Origin of the sequence: Curtobacterium sp. NPDC089185, assembly GCF_040685235.1 — a bacterium.
Lineage (GTDB): Bacteria > Actinomycetota > Actinomycetes > Actinomycetales > Microbacteriaceae > Curtobacterium > Curtobacterium citri.
Genome location: NZ_JBFBHK010000008.1, coordinates 61,196 through 84,927, shown reverse-complemented (window position 1 = coordinate 84,927; position 23,732 = coordinate 61,196). Strand labels below are relative to the sequence as shown.

Here is a 23,732-nt window from a genome sequence, read left to right as displayed (position 1 = left end):
CGCTGCACCCGGACGCGGGCGTTCGAGGCCGGGCCGGTCGCGGCAGCGGGCGCGCCGGTCGCGGGGTCGACGCGGTGCTGGTCGTCGGTGGTGGTCATGCGTGGCTCCTGATGGTGGTGCGGTGGCCGCGGGCGTCCGAGCCCGGAGCGGGGGTGTAGCGGACCGGCTCGACGGTCCGGGCGACGAGGTCGCGCAGCGCTGCCAGCGATGCTCCTCCGAGTCCGGCGAGCCCGTTCGCGCGGGCCTGCACGAGCACGTTGCCGAGGGCCGTCGCCTCGACCGGACCGGCCAGGACGGGCAGGCCGGTCCGGTCGGCGGTGAGCTGGCAGAGCAGCCGATTCTGGGACCCGCCGCCGACGACGTGCACGACCCGGACGTCCTTGCCGGTCACCTCGGTGATGGTCCGCAGGGTCTCGGCGTACGCGACGGCGAGGGACTCCAGGATCGACCGTACGACCTCGGCGCGCGAGCCCGGAACCGCCAGGCCCCGCTCGGTGCACCAGGTCGCGATGCGTGCAGGGAGGTCGCCGGGGGCGGTGAAGACGTCGTCGGCGACGTCGAAGACGGCCACCGGCTCGGTGACCTCCGCGGCGGCGGCGAGCAGCGCCTCCAGGTCGACGCGGTCGCCGCCACGCTCCCAGGTGCGGACGCTCTCGGAGAGCAGCCACAGCCCCGACACGTTCTTGAGGAAGCGGACACGGCCGTCCACCCCGCCCTCGTTCGTGCAGTTCGCAGCGCGCGCCGCGTCCGTCAGGACGGGTGCGTCGAGCTCGACCCCGACGAGCGACCAGGTGCCGGACGAGACGTAGGCGACGTCGTCGTCGGTCGCGGGGACCGCGACCACCGCGGACGCCGTGTCGTGCGACCCGACGAGCGTCACCGGGACGCCGCCGCCGAGGGACGGCAGGAGCGTGCCGAGTCGGTCGCCCGGATCGCGCAGGTCGGGGAACAGCCCGGTCTGGAGGCCCGTGGCGGCCACCAGGGTCGGGTCCCAACCGCGCGTGGTCGCGTCGACGAGCCCGGTGGTCGACGCGTTGGTCCGTTCCGTCGCCGTGACGCCGGTGAGCCAGTACCCGAGCAGGTCCGGCACGAGGAGCGCTCGGTCCGCCAGGTGTGCGTCCGGGTCGGCGGCGAGCTGGAACACGGTGTTGAACGGTAGGTGCTGCAGGCCGTTCCGGGCGTACAGCGCAGCGGCGGTGATCCGCTCGTGCACGGGGGCGACACCCGCCTCGTGCCGGGCGTCGCGGTAGTGGTACGGCAGCCCGAGCAGGCGTCCCTCCCGCAGGAGCGCGTAGTCGACCGCCCACGAGTCGACGCCGATGCTCGTCAGGTCGGGGGCGCGTCGGAGCGTGTCACGGAGCCCGGCGACGACCTGCCCGAGCAGGCCGACGACGTCCCAGTGCAGGGCCTCGCGGCCGTCCTCGTACAGCGCCACGGGACCGTTCGGGAAGCGGGCGACCTGCTCGGTGCGGATGCCGTCCCGGTCCACGTGGGCGAGGAGGACCCGGCCGCTCGTGGCACCGAGGTCGACCGCGGCGACGCTGCCGTCGGTGTGCATCGCGCTACCGCAGGAAGGCCGCGGCGACGCCGGCGTCCACCGGGACGTGCAGGCCGGTCGTGTGCGAGAAGTCCGACGTGCAGATGGCGTACACCGCGTTCGCGACGTTCTCGGGGACGACCTCGCGCTTCAGGATCGTGCGCTGCGCGTAGAACTTCCCGAGGTCCTCCTCGTCGACGCCGTAGGTCTTCGCCCGGTTCGCACCCCAACCGGAGGCGAAGATGCCGGAGCCGCGGACGACGCCGTCAGGGTTGATGCCGTTGACCCGGATGCCGTGCTCGCCGAGCTCGGCCGCGAGCAGTCGCACCTGGTGGGCCTGGTCGGCCTTCGTCGCGGAGTAGGCGATGTTGTTCGGGCCGGCGAACACTGAGTTCTTGCTCGAGATGTACACGATGTCGCCGCCGAGGCCCTGCTCGATGAGGGCCGTCGCTGCGGCCTTCGACACCAGGAACGAGCCCTTCGCCATGACGTCGTGCTGCAGGTCCCAGTCCTGCTCGGTGGTCTCGAGCAGGCTCTTGCTGAGGGAGAGTCCGGCGTTGTTCACCACGAGGTCGAGGCCGCCGAAGTGCAGCAGCGTCGCCTGGATCGCCTGCTCGATCTCGACGGCGCTCGTGACGTTCGCAGCCACGCCGATCGCCTGGTCCGGGCCGCCGATCTCGGCCGCGGCCGCCTGCGCCTTGGCGAGGTCGAGGTCCGCGATGACGACGGCGGCACCCTCGGCGGCGAGGCGCTTCGCGATCGCCTTGCCGATGCCGCTCGCGGCGCCGGTCACGAGGGCGATCCGCGTCGCGAGCTGCTTCGGCGCCGGCATGCGCTGCAGCTTGGCCTCCTCCAGCGTCCAGTACTCGATGCGGAACTTCTCGGCCTCGTCGATGGGGGCGTAGGTGGAGAGTGCCTCGGCGCCGCGCATGACGTTGATCGCGTTGACGAAGAACTCGCCGGCGACGCGCGCGGTCTGCGCGTCCTTGCCGTAGGAGAACATGCCGATGCCGGGGACGAGCACGATGAGCGGATCGGCGCCCCGGATGGCCGGGCTGTCCGCCGTCGCGTGGCGGTCGTAGTAGGCCTGGTAGTCGACGCGGTACTGCTCGTGCAGTTCGCGGAGGCGTGCGCGCTGCTCCTCGACGCTCGCCGTGACGGGGAGGTCGAGGACGAGCGGCTGCACCTTGGTGCGGAGGAAGTGGTCCGGGCAGCTCGTGCCGAGCGCCGCGAGCTCCTCGGCGCGCGCTGACGCCAGGAAGTCCAGGACGACGTCGCTGTCGGTGAAGTGGCCGACGACGGGCGCGTCGTGGCCGGCGATGCCGCGGATCGTCGGCGCGAGTGCGGCTGCCCGGGCACGGCGGTCGGACTCGGGCAGCGCCTCGAAGCCGGGACGCACCGCGCCGAACGGCTGGTCCTTCCCGTGCTCCGCGATGTACCGCTCGGCGGTGTCGATGATCCACCGGGAGTTGGCCTCGGCCTCGGCGCTGGTGGCACCCCACGCGGTGATGCCGTGACCGCCGAGGACCGTGCCGATCGCCTCGGGGTGCTGGTCCTCGATCGCGGCGATGTCGAGCCCGAGCTGGAACCCCGGACGACGCCACGGCACCCAGACGACCCGGTCGCCGAAGATCCGCTCGGTGAGCTCCGGGCCGTCGGCGGCGGTCGCGATCGCGATGCCGGCGTCCGGGTGCAGGTGGTCGACGTGTGCGGCGTCGACGAGGGCGTGCATGGCGGTGTCGATCGACGGCGCCGCACCGCCCTTGCCGAACAGGGTGTGGTCGAAGGCGGCGACCATCTCGTCCTCGCGTTCGACGCCCGGGTAGACGTGCCGCAGGGCCCGTACCCGGTCCACTCGGAGCACGGCGAGGCCCGACGGGGTCAGGGTGCCGAGGTCGCCCCCGGAACCCTTCACCCAGAGCAGCTCGACGGGCTCGCCGGTGACCGGGTCGGTGTCGGTGCCCTTGGCGGACGTGTTGCCGCCCGCGTAGTTCGTGATCCGTGGGTCCGAGCCGAGCGCGTTCGAGCGGGCGACGAGGGCCCTGACCGTGTCGTCCGCGGTGGTGTCGTGCGTTGCGGGGTCCACCCGTGCCTCCAGGCTGTCGATCGTCATGTGCCTACGCGCCCCAACCGGCCTGCACGCCGCCGACGCGGTCCTCGGCGATCCGGCGCTGGTAGCCGGAGTCGAGGTAGGCCCGCATCGGGTCCGCGGGCAGTCCGCGGGACTCCCGCCACTCGGCGAGGTCCTTCCGGACGTCGGTCTGGAAGGCGTCCATGAACAGCTCGTTCGCGCCGAGTACGTCGTGTGCCTCCTGCGCGGCGGTCAGCGCGACCCGATCGAGGAGCAGTGCTCGGGCGGTCATCTCCTGCACGTTGAGCACCGAGCGGATCTGGCCGGGGATCTTGTCCTCGACGTTGTGGCACTGGTCGAGCATGAACGCCACGTCCGGGTCGTCGTAGCCGCCACCGCGGATCACCTCGACCAGGATCCGGAACAACTGGAACGGGTCGGCGGCGCCCACGATGAGGTCGTCGTCGGCGTAGAAGCGCGAGTTGAAGTCGAAGCTGCCGAGCTTCCCGAGGCGCAGGAGCTGCATCACGATGAACTCGATGTTCGTGCCCGGCGCGTGGTGGCCGGTGTCGAGGCAGACCATCGCCTTCGGCCCGAGCGCCGCGGTCTGCACGTAGCTCGTGCCCCAGTCCGGGACGTCCGTGTGGTAGAACGACGGCTCGAAGAACTTGTACTCGAGCACCAGGCGCTGGTCGTCGCCGAGCCGGTCGTAGATCGTGCTCAGGGACTCGTGCAGGCGGTCCTGGCGGGAGCGCATGTCCTCCTGTCCCGGGTAGTTCGACCCCTCGGCGAGCCAGATCTTCAGGTCGCGGCTGCCGGTGGCGTGCATGACGTCGATGCACTGCAGGTGGTGGTCGATCGCCTTCTGCCGGATCCGTTCGTCCACGTGGGTGAGGGCACCGAACTTGTAGTCGTCGTCCTGGAACGTGTTCGAGTTGACCGTGCCGAGCCGGACGCCGTGCTCCTCGGCGTGCCGCTCGAGGTCTGCGAAGTCGTCGACGAGGTCCCAGGGGATGTGCAGCGCGACGGTCGGGGCGAGGCCCGTGTACCGGTGCACCTGCGCGGCGTCGGCGATCTTCTCGTACGGGTCGCGTGGCGTGCCCGGCGTGGAGAACACCTTGAAGCGGGTGCCCGAGTTGCCGAAGGCCCAGCTCGGGAGTTCGATCTGCTGGGCCGCCAGTTGTCCGGCGATCCCCGCGAAGCTCGGGGTTGATGTCATCGTGCACTTCCTCGTGGTCGATTGAATCGTTTCATACGGTACGCCTCGCAGCGTCGGCGCGCAAGCGGTGCGGCCTGGTGGCGGAGCAACCTGGTGATCCGAACCAGGGATCCGACGTCGAACCAGGCACCGGAGCTGGTTCGACGTCGCTTCCGTGGTTCGTCACAGGCCAGGCTCCCCGCCGGCTCCCCGCCGGTGCCCCGCCACACCGCGACGCCGCTACGCAGGTACGCCCGCCGGCGCCCGGAACGTGTGCGTGCCGGCACCGACCGGCCGCTCCTCGGCCCCTGGGAGCACCACCACCGCGTCGACGCCCTCCGGCACCGTGGCCTCGACGACGAGCTCCCCGTCGACGAGCTCCCACCGGACCGCGATCCGCCCGTGCACGCTCTCGTACGCGGTCGCCGCCCAGGTCAGGCCGCCGCCCGGCTGCGGTGCGATCCGCACCGACGCGTAGCCCGGCGCGGTCGCTGTCAGGCCGCCGACCACGCGGTGCATCCAGTCCGCGACGGCACCGAGCGCGTAGTGGTTGAACGACGTCATCTGCCCGGGGTTGATCGACCCGTCCGGCAGCATCGAGTCCCAGCGCTCCCACACCGTGGTCGCGCCCATCGTCACCGGGTACAGCCACGACGGGCACTCGGTCTGCAGGAGGAGCCGGTAGGCGTCCTCGAGGTGCCCGGTCTGCGTCAGCGCGTCGGTGATGAACGGCGTCCCCGCGAAGCCCGTCGAGATCCGGTACCCGGCGGCGGCGGCGAGCTCCGCCAGACGATCTCCGGCCACGGCCTCCTGCTCCGGCGGCAGGATCCCGAACACGATCGCGAGCGTGTACACGGTGGTCGCGTCCGACGTGATCCTGCCGTCCTCCTGCAGGTAGGTGGTCCGGAACCCGGCCTGGAGGCGCGCGGCCAGTTCCCGGAACTCGCTCGCGTCCCGGCCGAGCAGCTCCGCCACCTCGGCCACGATCGACGCCGACCGGAACGCGCAGATCGTGGCGACCACGCCCTTGTCCGCCTTCGCGTCGGCCGGGGCCTCCGGCGGCGCGTCCGGGTCGAGCCAGTCGCCGAACTGGAACACCGTGTCCCAGACGTCCTGCGGGGACAGGTGGTCGCGGACCCGCCGGACGTGGGCGACCATCGAGTCGAACTGCTCCGCGAGCACGGTCGTGTCGCCGTACGCCTGGTACAGGGTCCACGGCACCCAGACGCCGGCGTCCGACCAGACCGCGGTGGCGTCCGGCTTGCCGAAGTCCTCGGCGGGGGAGTACTTCAGCACGTCCGGCACCACGAACGGGATCACCCCGTCGGCGTGCTGCTGCTCGAGCCACACGTCGCGCAGCCAGTCCTCGAGGAACGCCTTCGTGTCGAACAGGTAGGCGGCCGTGGGGGCGAAGGCGGCGATGTCGCCCGTCCAACCGAGGCGTTCGTCGCGCTGCGGGCAGTCGGTCGGCACGCTGAGGAAGTTGCCCTGCATGCCGCGGACGACGTTGTCGTGGAAGGTGTCGAGCAGCTCGTGGCTCGACGCGAACGTGCCCGTCCGGTGCAGGTCGCTGCCGACCTGCACCGCGGTGAGCGCCGCCCGCAGGTCGTCCTGCGAGCCGGGCCAGCCGTCGACGGAGGCGTACCGGAAGCCGTGGAAGGTGAAGCGCGGCTCGAGGACGTCCTCGCCCCCGCTCAGCGTGAACCGGTCCGTGGCCGCCGCGGTCCGCAGCGGGCGGGTGCCGAGCTCGTCGTGCTCGAGGACCTCGGCGTGGCGGAGCGTCAGGACCGTGCCGGCCGGTCCGGTCGCGGTGACCCGGACCCAGCCGACCAGGTTGACGCCGAAGTCCACCAAGGTCGCTCCCGACGGGCTCGTCCAGACCTCGACGGGTGCGATCTCCGCGAGCGGGCGGACCGGCGGCACGGTGTCGGCGACGAGCTCCCGTTCGCCGAGGTCCACCGTGTGCACCGCCGAGCCGCCCTCGACCGCACCCGGACGCTGCCAGTCGTCGGGCACGCGGGCGTCGACGTCCTCGCCGTCGTAGAGCTGGTCGGCGGTGATGCCGCTCGGCAGCGCTCGCCACGACCCGTCGGTCGCGACACGCTGCTCGTGGCCGTCTGCGAACCCGATCCGGAGCTCGGCGGCACCGGCGCGCTCGTCGGTGTACCACCCGCCGCCGCCTCCCCACGCGAGGCGACCGGCGGCCCACCCGTTCCCGACGACGAGCGCGAGGACGGCATCGCCGCCCGGCTCGGTGCCGACGAGGTGGTCGGTGACGTCGTGGGAGACGACCCGCACACGCCACTCGTAGCTCGTCCACCCGGGTTCGAGCAGGTGGTCGGAGACCCGGCGGCCGCCGAGCCAGGCCTCGACCACGCCGAGGGCGCTGAGGGCGAGGGTGGCGCTCGTCACGTCGCCGTGGCCGGTGTCGAGGGTGAACTCCCGGCGCAGGATCGGTGCGCTCCCGAGGTCGTCGTCGCTCGCGAGGAACGATGCGGTCCAGGTGGTCATGTGGTGGGTCCTTTCACGCGACCGGTCGTCGTCGACCGGTGCTGGTGTCGTGGACCGAGCCGCCCGTGGTGGTGGGGCGACTCGGGGGAGGTTGTCCGTTCCTCCCGGCCGGGTCGGGCGTCAGCCCTTGACGGCGCCGCTGGTCATGCCGGCGACGATCTGCCGGTTGAAGAAGACGTAGAGGACGAGCGGCGGGATCGTGATGAGCAGCACGTCCGTGAACAGCAGGTTCAGCTGGCTGACCGACTGGCTCTGGAAGGCGTAGAGCGTCTGTTGCACCGTGGCGTTCTCGGAGCCCGGCAGGAAGTACAGCGGGTTGGTGAAGTCGTTGAACACCGTGACCGACTGCACGAGGACGACCGTGATGATGACGGGCTTGAGCAGCGGCAGGACGACCCCGAAGAACAGGCGGATCGGGCCAGCGCCGTCGAGGACCGCGGCCTCGTCGAGCTCCTTCGGGATGGTGGCGACGAAGGCGCGGAACAGCAGGATGCAGAACGACAGGCCGAAGGTCGCCTCGATGAGGATCATCCCGCCCATCGTCTTGAACAGGTTGAGCCCCTGCAGCACCCAGATCGTCGGGACGATGGCGGGCGGCACGATGAGACCGGCCAGGACGAAGAAGTTGATGACCCCGTTCCACCGGCTCGGACGGCGCTGGAGCGTGTAGCCGACCATGGCCGAGAACACGACCATCACGACGACGCTGCCGACCGTGAGCACGGCGCTGTTGACGAACGCCCGGAGGATCCCGCCGTCGCCGGTCTGCAGCACGGTCGCGAGGTTCTCCCACAGCTGGAACTGCGTCGGCAGGGTGAAGCCGAGCTGGTTCGCGTCCGCGGGTGACTTCATCGCCTGCAGCAGGATGAACACGAACGGCACGAGGAACACGACGAAGCTGACGACGATGGCGATCGTGCCGACGGTCCACCGTTGCACGGTCTCCCGCTTGACGGGCCGTCGGACCGCCGCCGCGGGGCGGCCGGCTCGTCCGAGTGCTGGTGCGGTCACAGGTCCGCCTCCTTGCGGTTGATGAGCCAGGAGATCGGCACCATGATCGCCGTGACGACGACGAAGAGCACGACGTTGCCCGCTGTGGACAAGCCGTAGAAGCCGGCCTGGTACTGCTTGTAGATCACGCTCGCGATGACGTCGCTCGTGAAGCCCGGACCGCCGCCGGTCATCGCCCAGATGAGGTCGAAGGACCGCAGGCCGCCGATGAGCGACAGGATGATGACCGTCCCCATCGCGGGTCGCGAGAGCGGCAGGGTGATGTTCCTGAAGATGGTCCACGAGCTCGCGCCGTCGACTCGAGCCGCTTCGAAGTACTCCTGCGGGATCGCGACGATGCCGGCGATGAAGATCAGCGTGGCGATGCCGACGCCCTTCCAGATGTCCACCGCCGCGACGCTCCAGAGCGCGAGCGCCGGATCGGTGAGCCACCCCGGTGTGGGGAGGCCGACCGAGCCGAGCACACCGTTGATGATCCCGTGGAACGGGTCCATCAGCGCCTTGAAGGTGATGCCGATGCCGATGGTGGACACCAGCACGGGGAAGAACACCACCGCTCGGAGGTAGCCGCGCCCGAGCACGGGGCTCGTGAGGAGCAGGGCGAGGGCGAGTCCGAGGACCACCTTCGCCGCGCTCGTCACGAACCCGTACTCGAACGTGTGGACGAACCCCGAGACGAGCTGCGGGTCCTGGAAGAAGCGGACGAAGTTGTCGAACCCGATGAAGGTCTGGTCGAACAGCGTCCAGCGGGTGAGCGAGAAGTAGAACCCGGCGAAGGTCGGGACCGCGAAGAACACGACGTACAACGCGATCGCCGGGATGAAGAACCACGCCGGGTAGTACGAGCGCATCTTCCTGCGCGCCGGACCGGGGCCGGCCTGCATCGTCTCCGGCGGAACGGCCGCCGTCGTGAGCGTCGCGGTCACCGTCCTCACCAGCCCTTGATGCCGAGCTGCTGGGCCTGCTGCACGACGTCCTGGTCGTACTGCTTCGCGCCCACGGCGGCCGAGGAGATGCCGGAGCCGACCTGGATGCAGATCTTCTCGAGGTTCGGGCCCTTGATCGGGGACAGGAACTCGAGCGCCGGGCTCGCCTTCTCCTCGTCGAGGTACTTCTGCAGGTCACCGATCATCGGCGGGACGGAGCTCGGCAGGGAGCAGGTCGAGATGACGTACGGGCCGCCGGGCGTCCCGGTGTCGTTCTGGATCCCGCAGCCCTCGGAGGAGTTCGCGAACGCGATGAACTTCTTCGCGGCGGACAGCTTGTCACCGGTCGTCGTCTTCGGGACGTACAGGCCGTTCGGCTCCCAGATCGTGAGTCGTGTGTCGGACGCGTCCTGCGCCGGGATGGCGAAGGCCCCGATGTCGTCGACGTTGCTCGGGTTGTCCTGCTGGATCGTCGAGATCGCGTTCGTGAGCATCGGGTACTGGGCGCCGGTGCCCTCGGCGAGCATCTTCAGCCCGTTCGCCTGGGTGGCCGACGCGTAGTCCTGGTTGAGCAGGCCCTTGTCCTCGACTTCCGCGAGGTGGTCGAAGCCGGCGAAGGCCGGGTCCTTCGTGTAGGACTCCTTGTGGTCCGTGTACTCGGAAGCCCAGTCCGACTGCTGCGCGGTGATGTTCGCGAAGTCGGCGAGGACGAAGAGCTGGCTCGTCCAGGTGTCGCCGTACGTCTGGATGATCGGGGCGACGTCGCCGGCGTCCTTGATCTTCTCGCTGTTGGCGATGAACTCGTCCCACGTCGTCGGGACGCTCAGGCCGAGCTTCTCGTAGACCTTCTTGTTGTACATGATCGCGCCGCCGAAGCTCGTGCCGAACGGGGCGCCGTACATGCCCTTGCTCGTGCTGACGACCTTCGTGAACTGCGGGTCGACGTCCTTCGCCCACGACTGGTCGGAGAGGTCGACGAGGGTGTTGTCCGGGTTGAGCGCCTGCAGGAGCGAACCGGAGTTGTAGTTGAAGACGTCGGCCATCTCGCCGGTGGACAGCTGCGTCTTGATCAGGTTGTCGCCGTCGGTGCCCTGCGGGCGGGTGTCGAGCTTCACCGTGATGTCCGGGTTCGCCTTCTCGAAGGCGGCGATCAGCGGCTTCGCGGTCGCGGCGGTGGCCGGACCGTTGTCGATCAGGTAGCTGATCTCGACCTTGCCGCCGCTGCTGCCGCCGGAGTCGCCGGACGAACACGCGGTCAGTCCGCCGATCAGGACCGCCGCGCCGCCGATGGCGATCAGACGCGTGGTCAGGGAACGAGCTGACATTCCTTACCTCCTCGTAAGGCCCGGTGTGGAGTACCCCGGGTGGAACGGACCCGGTCCGCCGCTACGGTGCGGGGTCCGGTGCTGGTGCTTAGAACGTTTCAATCGGAATCGAACCACGGCGGTTGAAGCGTGTCAATCGCTGATCCCGATTCGTGACGAAGTGCGCGCTCACTCGGTTCCCGTCCAGCGGACCGGGCCCCCGGCCGCGCGCCGGCCGCCGCGCACCCGCTCGGCCGGGCGATGCCGCCGGTCCGCTCCTACGCCTCGGTCCGCCGCGGATCGCTCGGTCGCCCCGCCCGGGCCGCCGCGACAGCGCGCGCCCGACCCACCGTGCTCTCCCGGGGGACGAGCTCGCTCCCGAGCACCACCGTCCGGTGCACGTGCGACGATGCCGGTTCCGACAGCTCCGCGTGCAACAGCTCGACCGCGACGGCCCCCATGTCCTCGCCGTGCTGCGTCACCGACGTGAGCGGCACGGCGCCGCCCCACGCGATCGAGTTGTGGTCGCACCCGGTCACCGGGATGTCCTCCGGCACGCGGATCCCCGCGCCGCGCAGCTCGGTGACGACCGCCATCGCGAGCAGGTCGGTCACCCCGAGCACGCCGTCGGGCCGCTCCTCGAGGGACATCGCCGCGATCCGGGCACCGGCGTCCGTGCCGCCCGGCGGATCGATGTCCCCGGCGTCGACGTCGACGAGCGTCACGCCGGGGTGCTCGGCGACCGCCCGGAGCAGCCCCGCTCGTCGTCGTGCAACGGGCTGCAGGTCCGGTCGTGCGCTCACGAACCCGATCCGTCGACAGCCCTCCTCGATCAGGTGTGTCGCCGCCACGTACCCGGCCTGCTCGTTGTCGACCACGACCGCGCACGCGTCGACGTCCTCCGGCTCGTGGTTCACGTAGACGACCGGCAGCCCGTGTTGCCGCGCCGCTTCGACCTGCGCCCGCGAGGTCGTCATCGACGCGAGCAGGATCCCGGACACCCGCGTGCTCTCCATGAACGCCAGGTGCTCGGCCTGCGCGTCGAGGTCGTCGTCGCTGTTCGTCACGATCAGCGTGTCGCCCCGCTCGCGCGCTGCTGCCTGGGCGCCGCTGACCATGTCCGTGAACAGGGAGTTCCGCAGCGAGGTCACCACGAGTCCGATGGAGCGCGTCCGTCCGGAGACCAGCGCACGGGCGTTCCGGTTCGGCGTGTACCCGAGGGCCGCGATCGCGTCGCGCACCCGGGCCGCCGTCGCATCGGCGACGCGTTCCGGGTGGTTCAGCACGTTCGAGACGGTCGCCAGCGACACACCCGCCCGGGCGGCCACGTGGTGCACGCTGGGCGGTGCGTCGCGGCGGGGGATGTGCACCATGCCTCGATGCTAGGGGTGCGCACGCGCCGGACGGGAGGCGCGGTGCCGGGCCGCGTCCGCGCCTCCCGGCCGGTCGGTGGGCGGGTCCGCGACCGGGCGGGTCAGCGCTCGGGGACGGTGGACTGCCGGACCACGAGCTCCGGCGTGAACTCGACGTGCTCCAGCGCGATGCCCTGCCCCTGCTCGACCTGCGCCACGAGCAGTTCGATGGCCCGGCGGCCGAGGTCCTGCGCCGGCTGGCGGACCGAGGTCAGCGGCACGACGGCGGCCTCGGCGAAGGCGATGTCGTCGTACCCGACGATGGCGACCTCTTCCGGCACCCGGACCGAACCGCGCATGATGAACGCCTGCTCGAGCCCGACGGCGAGCAGGTCGTTCGCCGCGAAGACGGCGTCCGGGCGCTCCGTGGCGGGGCGGGCCTGGAGCTCCTCGCCGATCCGGCGGCCCTCGAGGACCGACAGCGACGTGGTCGGGAGGACCTCGAGCGTGGCGCCGGCCTCGGCTGCTGCGGCCGCGGCGCCCGCATGGCGGTCGGCGACCTGGCGGATGCCGGAGGGGCCGCCGACGAACGCGATCCGGCGGCGTCCGATCCCGGTGAGGTGCTCGACGGCGAGTCGGCCGCCCGCGACGTCGTCGACGGAGACGGACGCGAAGTGGTCGTCGTCGGCGCGACGGTCCACCAGCACGACGGCGGTGCCCTGGTCGCGGAGCCGTTCGAGGCGTGCGAGGTCGTCGCCCGCCGGGGAGACGAGCAGGCCGGCGACGCGGCGTTCCTCGAACAGGTCGACGTACGTCTGCTCGCGGTCGGCGGACTCGTCCGAGTTCCCCACGAGGACGGCCAGGCCGCGGGTCATCGCAGCGTCCTCGGCGCCGCGGGCGACGTCGGTGAAGAACGGGTTGCCGCCGTCGAGCACGATGAGACCGACCGTGGAGCTCCGGCCCGCCCGGAGCTGCCGCGCCGAGTCGTTGCGCACGAAGCCGAGCTCGGCGATCGCGGCCTGGACCCGGTCGACCGTCCCGGGCGCGACCTTGTCCGGTCGGTTGAGGACGTTCGAGACCGTGCCGAGGGACACGCCAGCGAGCGCTGCGACCTCCCGAACGCTCACCGCCATGTCGTCATCCTGGCACGGGGTGGGTGCCGGACCGCTCAGTGGATCGTCACCGGCAGGCCGACAGCAGCAGCGCGGCGGCCAGCACCAGCGTCGAGCCGGTCGTCCGTACGCGCCATCGTCCCACGGGGTCAGCGAAGCACGTCGGTGGTCCGGTGAGAATCACGATCCGGCATCGGCCGCCGGTGGTTGTAGGTGAACCGTACCGATCGTACGATCAGTACATGTACAACCTGCCCGCGAGCGAAGCCCGTCAGCGGTGGTCCGACCTGCTCGACCACGCGCACCGCGAACCGGTGGCGATCACCGTCCGTGGTCGGGAGCAGGTGGTCGTGCTCGAGGCGGACCTGGCACACCGCGCGCTGCAGGCACTCGAGGACGCGATCGACCGAGCAGCGGTCGACGCCGTCCGTCGCGAGTTGGAGGACGACCCGCAGACCCTCCCGCTCGAGGACGTCGCTCGTGAGCTCGGGATCACGCTTGACTGATGCCCCCTCGCCGGAGTACCGGGTCGAGTTGACGAAGCGCGCGGCGAAGACGCTCGCCAAGGTCGATCGCGCCGTGCAGCGTCGTCTGCTCGCGGCGTTGGTGCTGCTACGGTCCACGCCGCGTCCGCCCGGTGCCACGGCGCTCGTCGGACGCCCGGGGGAGCTCCGTGTCCGGGTCGGCGATCACCGCATCGTGTACGAGGTCGTCGACGACCGCCTGGTCGTCCTGGTGCTGGTGATCGGCCACCGTCGCGACGTCTACCGGTAGACGTCGTCACGTGCAGGCCGGAGGGCCGTCCGTCCACGGCGGCCGCCGGGGGTCAGCGCGGGATCGCCGCCAGGACCTCGGCGGCCCGGGCCGTGTCCTCGGCACTGACGTCGAGGTGCGTCACGAGCCGGACGCTCCGCGGCCCGAGCTGCATGACCCGGACACCCTGCTCCGCCGCCGCCGTGACGAAGGCCGCGGGGTCGGCCACGTCCGCGAACACGATGTTCGTGTCGACCGTCGCCGGGTCGACGCCGAGCGCCGCCGCGAGCACCCGCGCGTTGGTGTGGTCCTCGGCGAGCCGCTCGACGTGGTGCTGCAGCGCGTACCGGCCGGCGGCCGCGAGGAAGCCGGTCTGCCGCATGCCGCCGCCGTACCGCTTCCGCCAGGTCCGGGCGGCGGCGACGTGCTCGCGGGAACCGACGAGCACCGAGCCGACCGGTGCGCCGAGGCCCTTCGACAGGCAGACGGACACGGTGTCGAAGCCGTCGGCGAGCTCGCGGAGGGGGACCCCGGACGCGACGTGTGCGTTCCAGAGCCGGGCACCGTCGAGGTGCACCGCGATGCCGTGCTCGCGGGCGAAGGCCTGCACCGCCGTGACCTCGTCGCGGGGTTGGACGGTGCCGCCGCCGAAGTTGTGCGTGTTCTCGATCGCGATCGCCGTCGTCGACACGCTGTACGCCCCGGCGTTCGGCTCCGCGACCTCGGCCACCGCCGCGGCGACGAGCCGTCCGCGCTCGGACGGCCAGGTCCGCGTGGTTATGCCGGAGAACACGGCGGCCGCACCGAGCTCCGCCCGCACCACGTGGGCGCGGACGTCGGCCAGCAGTTCCTCCCCGGGGGCGACGTGCAGCCGCAGCCCGAGCTGGTTCGCCATGGAGCCGGTGGGGGTGAAGAGCCCGGCCTCGTGCCCGAGCAGGTCCGCGACCTCCCGCTCGAGGGCGTTCGTCTCCGGGTCCTCGCCGAAGACGTCGTCGCCGACCTCGGCCTCGGCCATCGCCCGGCGCATCGCCGGGGTCGGGCGGGTGACGGTGTCGGAGCGCAGGTCGATCGGGGCGTCGGTCACCAGGCAACGCTAACGCGCCGTCCAGACCGTGGACGACCGGCGTCGCTACCGTGTGCCGCATGCAGCCGCCCGCAGCCGGAACCCTCCGCATCCTCCACCTGTCCGACACGCACCTGACCGGTGACGGCGCCCTGCACCAGGGCTCGGTCGACACGACCGCCGCGCTCGACGCCGTCCTCGCCCACGTCGAGGGTGTGCCGGGGGTCGGTCTCGTCGTGATCTCGGGCGACGTGTCCGAGGACGGCAGCGTCGCGTCGTACCGGACGGTCCGCGAACGCGTCGGCGGCTGGGCGGAGCGACACGGCGCCGCGTTCGTCGTCGTGCCGGGGAACCACGACCTCCGCGAGGGGTTCCGCCAGGTGTTCGCGAACGGGCACGTCCTCGGCGAGGGCGGTCGTCCGCTCGCGCACACCATGGAGTACCTGCCGCCGAGCGTCCCCGTCTCGGGCTGGTCGACCGTCGCGGGGTTCCGCATCGTCACGGTCGACACGAGCGTTCCCGGCGCCGGGTACGGCGAGGTCAGCGAGACCGCGGCCGAACGGCTGCAGGCAGCGCTCACCGGGGACCCGGTGCCGCACGGCACGGTCGTCGTCCTGCACCACCCCCCGGTGCCGTCCCCGACGCTCCTGCACGAGGCCCTCCGCCTGCAGGACCCCGAGCACCTCGCCGCGCTCCTCGACGGGTCCGACGTCCGGGTCGTGCTCGGCGGCCACCAGCACCACCACGCGGTCGGGTCCCTCGCCGGCGTCCCCGTGCTCGTCGCCCCCGGCGTCGCCAACGACACGGACGTCGTCGGGCCGTACGACGAGGAGTCCGCCCACGTGGCGGCGGGCGCGCTGGTGGTGGACGTCGCGACGGACGGCTCGGTCTGGTCGACGCCGGTCCGCGTCCCGCGCCCGGACAGCGACCCGATCGCGTTCGTGCTGGACCGCGAGACGGTCGCGCGCATCGCCGCGCAGGCGGGCAGGCCGTGACGCTCCGGCGACCACCGGTCGGACGGGAGGCGCGTGGCGGCCCCGCCACGCGCCTCCCGTGCGACGGTCGTCGCCTCCCGCCGCCGCGCCCCGGGTTGGGGGCAGAGGCGCGTGGAGCCCTCCGGTAGCGTCGGAGCGACCAGGACAGGGGGACACGGTGGCCGCGAGTGCACGGGGACCGCAGCGTCGCACGGGCAGCGGAGTACGCCACGGGAAGCTGCGGCGCAGCCGACCGGTCGCGACGCTCCTCGGCGTCGTCGGCACCGCCGCGGTCGTCGCCCTGGTCAGCGTCGGCAGCGTCGCGGCCATCGCCGCGAACGACCTCCGGGGCAACATCGCCACGGTCGAGCTCGGTCCCGGCGACCAGGCCCGGGCGGCGCGCCAGGACATCAACGCGATCCAGGGCGGCGCGAACATCCTGCTCATCGGTTCGGACACGCGTGTCGGCCAGGACGCCGAACCGGAGGACACCGAGGGCGCCCGCAACGACGTCACGATGCTCGTCCACATCAGCGAGGACCACTCGCAGGTGACGGCGGTGTCGTTCCCGCGGGACACGATGGTGCCGATCCCGTCGTGCACGGACCCCGACACCGGCGCGGTGAGCCCGGCGCAGCCGAAGGCGATGTTCAACACCGCGCTCGCCCAGGGCGGGCCGAACGGCGGCGTCGCCTGCGTGGTCCGCACCGTGGAGAACCTGACCGGTCTGACGATCCCGTACGCGGGGCTCGTCACCTTCGACGGCGTGATCTCGATGAGCAACGCGCTCGGCGGGGTGACGGTCTGCCTCGCGAAGCCGATCTCGGACGGCTCGTTCCTGAACCTGCCCGCCGGTGAGGTCGCGCTCCAGGGCGACGAGGCGCTCGCGTTCCTCCGCACCCGCCACGGTGTCGACGACGGCAGCGACCTCGCGCGGATCAGCAACCAGCAGGTGTTCCTCTCGGCGATGCTCCGCAAGCTCACCGACGAGGACGCCCTCGCCAACCCGGTCACGCTGTTCCGGTTCGCGTCGGCGGCGACGTCGAGCATGACGCTCTCCGAGGGGCTGAACCGGACGAACACCCTCGTGTCCCTCGCGGCGGCGCTGCGGGACACCGACACCTCGGACATGCTGCTCGTGCAGTACCCCACCGCCGACGACCCAGACGACCGCAACCGCCTGGTGGTCGAGCAGGACGCCGCGCACCTGCTCAACACCGCGCTGCAGGACGACCGGCGCACGCAGCTCGCCGACGGCTCGATCGGACGCGGCGCCGTCGCGGCACCGGACGCCGCCGCGCCGGGCTCGTCCGCCGCCCCGGCTGCTCCGGCTCCGGACGCTCCGGCGTCGAGCGCTCCGGCGGACGGCACGACCGCGTCGGGTGGCGGCACTCCGGCGGCGTCGACCCCGGCGTCGTCCGCTCCCGCCCCGGGCACGCCGACCGCACTGCCGTCGACGATCACCGGGCAGAGTGCGGCGGAGCAGACCTGCTCGAAGGGCTCCCGCTAGGTACCCCTGGCTCACGGACACCGCCCCGGGGTCACGAGTACACCGGAGCCATGCCCACGGAAGGAGCCACCCATGCGCGTCGGTAGTGCAGTGCAGTACGACCGGTACGGCGGGTTCGACGTCGTCGACCTCGTCCCGCAGGAACGTCCCGAACCCGGCCCCGGCGACGTGGTCGTCGAGGTCGTCGCCGCCGGTCTCAACCACGTCGAGCGGTTCCTCCGCGAGGGGAAGCTCCGCGACCACGTCGACCTGACGTTCCCGGCGCACCAGGGCGTCGACTTCGCCGGCATCGTCCGTGCCCGCGGCAAGGAGGTGCGCGACCTCAAGGTCGGCGACGAGGTCATGGGCCACGCGCCCGAGGGCGGTGCGCACGCGACCTGGATCCGCGTCCCGCGCGGCGCGGTCGTGAAGAAGCCCGAGCACGTCGGGTGGGAGGTCGCCGGCGGCCTCTACCTCGCCGGCGCCACCGCCTCGACGATCGTCCGCGGGCTCCGCCTGGGGCCGGAGGACACCGTGGTCATCACGGCGGCGGCGGGCGGGGTCGGGCACATCGAGTGCCAGCTCGCCCACGACGCCGGAGCGACCGTCATCGCTCTCGGCAGCCCGCGGAACCACGACTACCTGCGGCAGATCGGCACACTCCCGGTGGCCTACGGCGACGGCGAGGAGGACCGCATCCGCTCGATCGCCGACGGTCGCCCGATCACGGCCTTCATCGACAACCACGGTGGCGACCGTGAGACCGGTCTCGCGGCCCGGCTCGGGGTGCCCGCGGAACGCGTCGTCTCCTCGGAGGACCGCCGCGACGTCGAGATCCGCTTCCTCCGCGCACCCGCCGAGGACGAGGAGGCCCGCGACCTGCTGACCATGCTCGCGAAGGCCGTGCAGGACCGTCGCGTGCAGGTGCTCATCTCGGGGTTCTACCCGTTCGAGTACATCGTCGACGCGTACGAGGACCTCGCCGAGATGCGCTCCCGCGGCAAGGTCGTCATCGGCATGCAGACGGTCGAGACCGGAGCGCGCCTCGACTGGTACCGCTCGGAGAAGGCCCGCGACCTGCGCGACCGGTACGCCGAGCAACGCGGGTCGGACACCGAGACGATGGCGGGCGGGTCGGCGAGCCCGTCGGCCTGACCGGCGTCCGGCCGACGGACGGCCCCGGTGTCCCACGGGACGCCGGGGCCGTCGTCGGGACGGCCCCGTCGCGTCAGCTCAGGACGTCCTTCGTGGCGAACCGGCCGTACGCCAGGGCGCCGAACACCGCGACGTACCCGAGCTGCAGCACGGCGTTCGACCCGAACGAGTCGAAGGAGATCGGGTCGCGGAGCAGGTCGCCGAAGCCGAGCCACAGGTGCGAGAACAGGAACGGGTGGAGCCAGTCGAGCTGGGGGAGCTGGTCCAGCACCTGGGACACCCCGGCGAGCACCACCGTCGCCGCCATCGCCCCGACGGGCACGGTCGTCAGCGTCGACGCGAACAGGCCGATCGCGGCCAGCCCGAGCATCGACAGGGTCACGTAGAGGGCGAGCAGGACGGCCCGTCCGGCGTACGACCACCCGCCGACCTGCGTGCCCGAGAGCAGCGTGACCGGTCCGATCGGGAACAGCACGGCCCCGACCGCCGCGCCGACCAGCACGACCAGGAGCGTCGCCGCCAGGCAGAAGGCGACCGCTCCGGCGTACTTGACGAGGATGAAGCGCACCCGTCCGGTCGGTGCGACGAGCAGGTAGCGGATCGTGCCGTGCGAGGCCTCGCCCGCGACCGTGTCACCCGCGACGACCCCGACCACGAGCGGCAGGAACAGCGGGATGGACACCGTGAGCGCGGTGAACGCCACGAACAGGCCGTTGTTCGTGATGTCGCCGAGGAACGCCGGCCCGCCGGAGTCCCGGTCGGTGGTCAGTCGCACCGCGATCGCGATGAGCACCGGGACGAGGGCCAGCGCGCCGAGCATCGCCCAGGTGCGGCGCCGGCGGAACACCAGCGCGAGTTCCGAGCCGAGCAGGGCGAACGGGCGGGACGGGCGTCGGACGACGTCAGGCTGCGACATCGAACCCCTCTCCGGTGAGCGCGACGAACAGGTCCTCGAGGGTGCCGCCACCGACGCTCAGGCCCCGCACGCGCACGTCGGCCCGCACGAGTGCGGCGGTCACCGCCTCGGGCTCCACGTCGGCGGGCAGGTCGGCGACGAGCGTGTCCACCCCGGCCTCGCGACGCGGCGCGAGCCCGAGCCGCGCGAGCACGGCTCCGGCCGCGCCGACGTCCGGCGTCCGGACGGTCACGGTGCGGCCGCCCGTGGCGCGGAGCTCGTCGAGGGAGCCCTGTGCCACGAGCCGCCCGCTGCGCATCACCGCCGCGTGGGTGCAGACCTGCTCGATCTCGGCGAGCAGGTGGCTCGAGACGAACACCGTGGTGCCGTCGTCGGCGAGGGACCGGATGAGGTTCCGGACCTCGCGGGTGCCCTGCGGGTCGAGGCCGTTCGTGGGCTCGTCGAGCACGAGCAGGTCGCGGGGCGCCAGCAGCGCGTTCGCCAGCCCCAGGCGCTGCTTCATGCCGAGCGAGTACGCGTGCGCCTTCTTGTCCGCGGCGTGCGTGAGGCCGACGCGCTCCAGCGCCGTGGCGACGCGGTCACGGCGCGTGCGCGGGTCCGAAGTCGGGTCGGCCGCGTCGAAGCGCTGCAGGTTCGCGCGACCGGAGAGGTACGGGTAGAACGCCGGTCCCTCGACGAGCGCCCCGACCCGGGGGAGCACGTCGTGCAGGGCCGCCGGCATCGGACGCCCGAGCAGCTCGATCGTGCCGCTCGTCGCAGAGGACAGCCCGAGCAGCATCCGGATCGTCGTGGTCTTGCCCGAGCCGTTCGGTCCGAGGAACCCGAAGACCGAACCGCGGGGGACCGTCAGGTCGATGCCGTCGACGGCGCGTTGCTTCCGGAAGACCTTGACGAGCGACGCGGTGCGGACCGCCGGCTGCGGCGCCGGGTCGTCGTCGTGCCGGTCCTGGCCCGCCTCCGCCGTCACTTCGCGGCGGCGACCAGGGCGGACACCGGGACGGCACCGGCCAGGACCCGGCCGTCGTCGGTCAGGTAGACCGACACCAGCGACGTCTGCACGGCACGTCCGCCGTCGACCGACTTCGTCAGCTGGTCGAGCAGCGCGGTCGCGTCGGTGTCGGCGGTCGGGCGACCTGCCGTCCCCGCGGGGAACTCGACGACGGTGTCCCACCCGGAGCCGGTGACGGCCGGCTCGGCACCGCGGTGCGTCGCGCCGTCGTGCCCCGTGCCACCGTGGTGGCCGCCCCGCTCCGAGAGGTCCTGCGTGCTGACCTCGGCACCCGAGGGCGGCGTGAAGTCGAACAGCCGGGCCGCGGGTGCGCCGTAGTCGAGGCTCGTGAAGCCGACCTGGAACGCGGGGTCCTGCTGTCCTGCGGCCGTCACGGTCACGCGCAGCGGCAGTCCGGTCTGCTGGTCGACCGCGAGCCGGACGGTGCCGACGAGCGTGTCCGACGACCGCGGGGTCAGCGTGACCTGCCACGCGGCGTGCCCGGCGACGCGGACCGCCGTCGGGTCGGACACCCGGGTGCTCGGCGTGATCGCGGCGATCGCGCCCTCCGCTGCGTCGGCGGGCGTCGTGGTGCCGGCCTGCGGCACGTCGGAACCCGCGGGCAGCGTGACGTGCACGGCCTTGCGCTCCTTCGAGTCCCACGTCCAGACGTCGGAGCCGTTCCGCACGACGTCCTGCTCGGCCAGCTGCTGGGTGAGCTGGAACCGCTGCCGGTCGACACCGTCCACGTAGACGCGGGCGGTGTGCGACGCGGTCAGCAGGTCGAGCACGTCCGAGGCGTCGCCCTCGAGCGACGAACCACCGCTGCCCGACGGGAGTTCGGGGAGCCCGAGGTCGCTCGTCTGCGCCAGCTGACCGGAGTACTGCGCGTCCCGCGACGAGGCCACGCTCGCCAGGACGGCTGCCGCGCTGGGGTCCTTCCCCGCGATCGGGTCGGCGGCGGCGTTCGCGATCACCGGCGCGGCGACGGCACCGGCCACGACGACCGGTGCGATGACTGCGGGCAGCCAGGCTGACTTCTTCATCGGGTTCCCTCCGGGAGGAGCTTCGGGACGAGGGAACCGTACGTCCGGCAGCCGACAACCGGCTGGGGATCGGCGGGCTGGGGATCGACCGGCTGGGGATCGACCGTCAAGGCAGCTCCTCGGGCACCCCTCCCTCGTAGGCGCAGATCGCCCGGACCTTCTCGGCGCTCGGCGAGGCGGGGTCGAACGTGTACCCGAGCCACTCGCGCACGAGTCGCCGCGCCAGCTCGACGCCGACCACGCGCTGGCCGAGGCAGAGCACCTGCGCGTCGTTCGACAGCACGGACCGCTCGACCGAGAACGGGTCGTGCGCGGTCACCGCACGGATGCCGGGCACCTTGTTCGCGGCGATGGCCACGCCGAGACCCGTCCCGCAGACCAGGAGCGCCCGGTCGGCCCGGCCGTCGGCCACCATGCGCGCCGCCTCGACGGCGACGTGCGGGTACGCCGTGTGCCCGTCGGCGTCCACGCCCACGTCGACCACGCTCGCCACGCGGTCGTCGGCCTCGAGGTCGCGTCGGAGGACCTCCTTGTGGTCGAACCCCGCGTCGTCCGACCCGATCACCAGACGGAACGTCATGCCGTCACCCCTTCCCGGTCGTCCACGCGCGCGGCGAGCACCTCGCCGACGCACGTGAGCACCATCCCCATCGACGTCGCACCCGCGTCCGGGGTGCCGACGCTCTTCTCGGCGAGGGGCCGTGCCCGGCCCACACGCGGCGTGAGCCCGGCGGTGGCGGCCGCCTGCTCGACGGCGACCGCAGCGGCCGTCCGCCACGCCTCGTCCAGTCGCGCGCCCGACCCCACGGCGGCACGCAGCGCGTCCACGAACGGCAGGAGCGCGTCGAGCAGCGTCTTGTCGCCGCGCTGCGCACCGCCGAGGTGCACGATCGCGTCGGCGAACGCCTGCGCCGCGTCGACGACGTCGGCCGCCGTGAGGCGGTCCGCAGCGTCGCCGAGCGACCGACCGAACGCCTCGAGCGCGGCACCCCAGAGCACCCCGGACGTGCCGCCGGCGGAGGCGGCCCACGCCTCACCGGCGCGGCCGAGGACGAAGGCGACCCCTGCCTCCCGGCCGGTCTGCTCGACCGCCCGTCGGGCCGCACCCACCCCCTTCACCATGCCGCGACCGTGGTCGCCGTCGCCGGCGACCGCGTCGATGCGACCGAGCGTCTCCTCGGCGTCGCGCAGCAGCTCGTCCATCGCCGTGACCGCGGCGCGTGCGGCTCCGGCGGCCGTCCGGGAGGCGGCGCTCGCCTCCGGCGCGACGGTCGCCTCCGCAGCGGCCTCGGCCACCGCCGTGGCCGGCACGAGCGCGGCGACCGGCGCCGCCACCTTGCGGTAGCCCGGTGCGTAGGCGTCCGCCCGCCACCGGCGCTCGAGGTCGTCGTCGAGCCACTGCAGGGTCAGGGAGCACCCGCCCATGTCCAGGCTCGTGACGACGTTGCCGACCTCGGGCTCGACGACCTCGAGGCCGGCGGCAGCGAGCAGAGGGAGCACCCGGCCCCACAGGAGGAAGAGCTCCTCCTGTGTCGTGTCGCCCAGGCCGTTGAGCACCGGCGCGACGCGTGTGCCGGCGCCGTCCGGACGCTCGTCGAGGAGCCGGTCGACGAGCAGGGCCGCGAGCGCGGTCGCGGAGAGCAGCGGGACGTCGCGGATGCCCGGCTCGCCGTGGATCCCGAGACCGAGCCCGAGGTGCCCGTCCGGCACACGGAACAGCGGCCGGTCCGCGCCGGGCAGGGTGCAGCCGGAGGCCGCGACGCCGATCGTGCGGGTCGCGGCGTTGCAGCGTCGGCCGGTCCGCTCGACCTCGTCGATCGGTGCCCCTGCGGCGGCCGCGGCGCCCATGGCCTTGGACACGGCGAGGGTTCCCGCGATCCCGCGTCGGTCGGCGGGGTCCGCGGCCGAGGCGACGTCGTCGGTCACGGTGACGATCCGGGTGTCGATGCCCTCGGCGCGGAGCCGCTCGGCCGCGAGCCCGAAGTTCATCCGGTCGCCGGCGTAGTTGCCGAAGGCCAGGACGACGCCTCGTCCCTGGTCGGCGGCCCGGGCGACCGACCAGACCTGTGCGGCGGACGGCGAGGTGAAGACGTTGCCGACGACGGCGCCGGTCGCCAGGCCAGGGCCGACGAGCCCGCAGAAGGCCGGGTAGTGGCCGGACCCGCCGCCGACGACGACGGCCACCTGCGGCTCGGCGCCGGCGGTGGGCAGGGCGACGACGCCGCCGTGGACGGGTCGGACGCGGTCGGCGTACAGCGCGGTCCAGCCGGCGAGCTGGTCCTCGGCGAACTCCTCGGGAGCGTCGTGGATGGTGGTCATGGTGCTG

At 72.5% G+C, this 23,732-nt stretch carries 20 protein-coding genes; 5 read left to right on the top strand and 15 right to left on the bottom strand.

Features of this window, described 5'->3' with window-relative positions; genetic code table 11:
• Window positions 1-94: 94 nt before the first annotated feature.
• The 9 genes from AB0N84_RS10510 to AB0N84_RS10470 all read right to left on the bottom strand — a co-directional run bounded on the left by AB0N84_RS10510 (window position 95) and on the right by AB0N84_RS10470 (window position 13,043).
• Window positions 95-1,558, bottom strand: coding sequence for a rhamnulokinase family protein (locus AB0N84_RS10510; protein WP_363545933.1), 1,464 nt, complete (start codon window positions 1,556-1,558; stop codon window positions 95-97).
• Window positions 1,559-1,562: 4 nt separating this feature from the next.
• Complete coding sequence (locus AB0N84_RS10505; RefSeq protein ID WP_363545930.1) at window positions 1,563-3,650, bottom strand: bifunctional aldolase/short-chain dehydrogenase; 2,088 nt, start codon at window positions 3,648-3,650, stop codon at window positions 1,563-1,565.
• A gap of 4 nt (window positions 3,651-3,654) precedes the next feature.
• Window positions 3,655-4,827, bottom strand: a complete 1,173-nt coding sequence (rhaI, locus tag AB0N84_RS10500) for an L-rhamnose isomerase (protein WP_289457176.1) — start codon at window positions 4,825-4,827, stop codon at window positions 3,655-3,657.
• Between the two features lie 219 nt (window positions 4,828-5,046).
• Entirely contained in the window at window positions 5,047-7,317 is a 2,271-nt protein-coding gene (locus tag AB0N84_RS10495) for a family 78 glycoside hydrolase catalytic domain (RefSeq protein WP_363545927.1), read from the bottom strand.
• 120 nt (window positions 7,318-7,437) lie between these two features.
• Window positions 7,438-8,256, bottom strand: coding sequence for a carbohydrate ABC transporter permease (locus AB0N84_RS10490; protein WP_259346053.1), 819 nt, complete (start codon window positions 8,254-8,256; stop codon window positions 7,438-7,440).
• 68 nt (window positions 8,257-8,324) lie between these two features.
• Complete coding sequence (locus tag AB0N84_RS10485; RefSeq protein WP_363546066.1) at window positions 8,325-9,212, bottom strand: sugar ABC transporter permease; 888 nt, start codon at window positions 9,210-9,212, stop codon at window positions 8,325-8,327.
• 47 nt (window positions 9,213-9,259) lie between these two features.
• On the bottom strand, window positions 9,260-10,579 hold the full coding sequence (locus AB0N84_RS10480) for an extracellular solute-binding protein (RefSeq protein WP_363545924.1): 1,320 nt from the start codon (window positions 10,577-10,579) through the stop codon (window positions 9,260-9,262).
• Window positions 10,580-10,836: 257 nt separating this feature from the next.
• Window positions 10,837-11,931 (bottom strand): LacI family DNA-binding transcriptional regulator, encoded by a 1,095-nt coding sequence (locus AB0N84_RS10475; protein WP_363545921.1) that lies wholly within the window; start codon window positions 11,929-11,931, stop codon window positions 10,837-10,839.
• 101 nt (window positions 11,932-12,032) lie between these two features.
• Complete coding sequence (locus tag AB0N84_RS10470) at window positions 12,033-13,043, bottom strand: LacI family DNA-binding transcriptional regulator (RefSeq protein ID WP_182045631.1); 1,011 nt, start codon at window positions 13,041-13,043, stop codon at window positions 12,033-12,035.
• A gap of 221 nt (window positions 13,044-13,264) precedes the next feature.
• Here AB0N84_RS10470 and AB0N84_RS10465 point away from each other — a divergent pair, with 221 nt between their 5' ends.
• The gene (locus AB0N84_RS10465) at window positions 13,265-13,528 is read left to right on the top strand and encodes a type II toxin-antitoxin system prevent-host-death family antitoxin (protein WP_182045632.1); all 264 of its coding nucleotides are present in this window, start codon (window positions 13,265-13,267) and stop codon (window positions 13,526-13,528) included.
• Window positions 13,521-13,796 carry a type II toxin-antitoxin system RelE/ParE family toxin gene (locus tag AB0N84_RS10460; RefSeq protein ID WP_363545917.1) on the top strand — a complete coding sequence of 92 codons (276 nt, stop codon included), beginning with the start codon at window positions 13,521-13,523 and terminating at the stop codon, window positions 13,794-13,796. The genes AB0N84_RS10465 and AB0N84_RS10460 overlap by 8 nt, the downstream gene beginning before the upstream one ends.
• Before the next feature lie 52 nt (window positions 13,797-13,848).
• Here AB0N84_RS10460 and AB0N84_RS10455 read toward each other — a convergent pair whose 3' ends face one another.
• Complete coding sequence (locus tag AB0N84_RS10455; RefSeq protein ID WP_182045634.1) at window positions 13,849-14,859, bottom strand: GntG family PLP-dependent aldolase; 1,011 nt, start codon at window positions 14,857-14,859, stop codon at window positions 13,849-13,851.
• A 59-nt stretch (window positions 14,860-14,918) separates the two neighbouring features.
• On the opposite strand from AB0N84_RS10455, the gene AB0N84_RS10450 reads away from it, so the two are divergent.
• The 3 genes from AB0N84_RS10450 to AB0N84_RS10440 all read left to right on the top strand — a co-directional run bounded on the left by AB0N84_RS10450 (window position 14,919) and on the right by AB0N84_RS10440 (window position 18,456).
• Window positions 14,919-15,833, top strand: a complete 915-nt coding sequence (locus tag AB0N84_RS10450) for a metallophosphoesterase (RefSeq protein ID WP_363545913.1) — start codon at window positions 14,919-14,921, stop codon at window positions 15,831-15,833.
• A 157-nt stretch (window positions 15,834-15,990) separates the two neighbouring features.
• Window positions 15,991-17,322: an LCP family protein gene (locus tag AB0N84_RS10445; RefSeq protein WP_182045636.1), complete on the top strand. Its 1,332-nt coding sequence runs from the start codon at window positions 15,991-15,993 to the stop codon at window positions 17,320-17,322.
• Window positions 17,323-17,394: 72 nt separating this feature from the next.
• Window positions 17,395-18,456: an NADP-dependent oxidoreductase gene (locus AB0N84_RS10440; protein ID WP_363545910.1), complete on the top strand. Its 1,062-nt coding sequence runs from the start codon at window positions 17,395-17,397 to the stop codon at window positions 18,454-18,456.
• A gap of 73 nt (window positions 18,457-18,529) precedes the next feature.
• Here the strand turns inward: AB0N84_RS10440 and AB0N84_RS10435 are convergent, their stop codons facing one another.
• The 5 genes from AB0N84_RS10435 to AB0N84_RS10415 all read right to left on the bottom strand — a co-directional run bounded on the left by AB0N84_RS10435 (window position 18,530) and on the right by AB0N84_RS10415 (window position 23,725).
• Complete coding sequence (locus AB0N84_RS10435) at window positions 18,530-19,372, bottom strand: ABC transporter permease (RefSeq protein WP_363545907.1); 843 nt, start codon at window positions 19,370-19,372, stop codon at window positions 18,530-18,532.
• A complete protein-coding gene (locus AB0N84_RS10430) occupies window positions 19,359-20,339 on the bottom strand; it encodes an ATP-binding cassette domain-containing protein (RefSeq protein WP_363545904.1) in 981 nt (326 codons plus the stop codon). The genes AB0N84_RS10435 and AB0N84_RS10430 overlap by 14 nt, the downstream gene beginning before the upstream one ends.
• Window positions 20,336-21,406 carry a sigma-E factor regulatory protein RseB domain-containing protein gene (locus tag AB0N84_RS10425; RefSeq protein ID WP_363545901.1) on the bottom strand — a complete coding sequence of 357 codons (1,071 nt, stop codon included), beginning with the start codon at window positions 21,404-21,406 and terminating at the stop codon, window positions 20,336-20,338. Before AB0N84_RS10425 ends, AB0N84_RS10430 begins: the two co-directional genes overlap by 4 nt.
• Window positions 21,407-21,512: 106 nt before the next feature.
• Window positions 21,513-21,986 (bottom strand): ribose-5-phosphate isomerase, encoded by a 474-nt coding sequence (locus AB0N84_RS10420; protein ID WP_182045641.1) that lies wholly within the window; start codon window positions 21,984-21,986, stop codon window positions 21,513-21,515.
• Window positions 21,983-23,725, bottom strand: a complete 1,743-nt coding sequence (locus AB0N84_RS10415; protein ID WP_363545898.1) for a dihydroxyacetone kinase family protein — start codon at window positions 23,723-23,725, stop codon at window positions 21,983-21,985. Before AB0N84_RS10415 ends, AB0N84_RS10420 begins: the two co-directional genes overlap by 4 nt.
• Window positions 23,726-23,732: the final 7 nt, after the last annotated feature.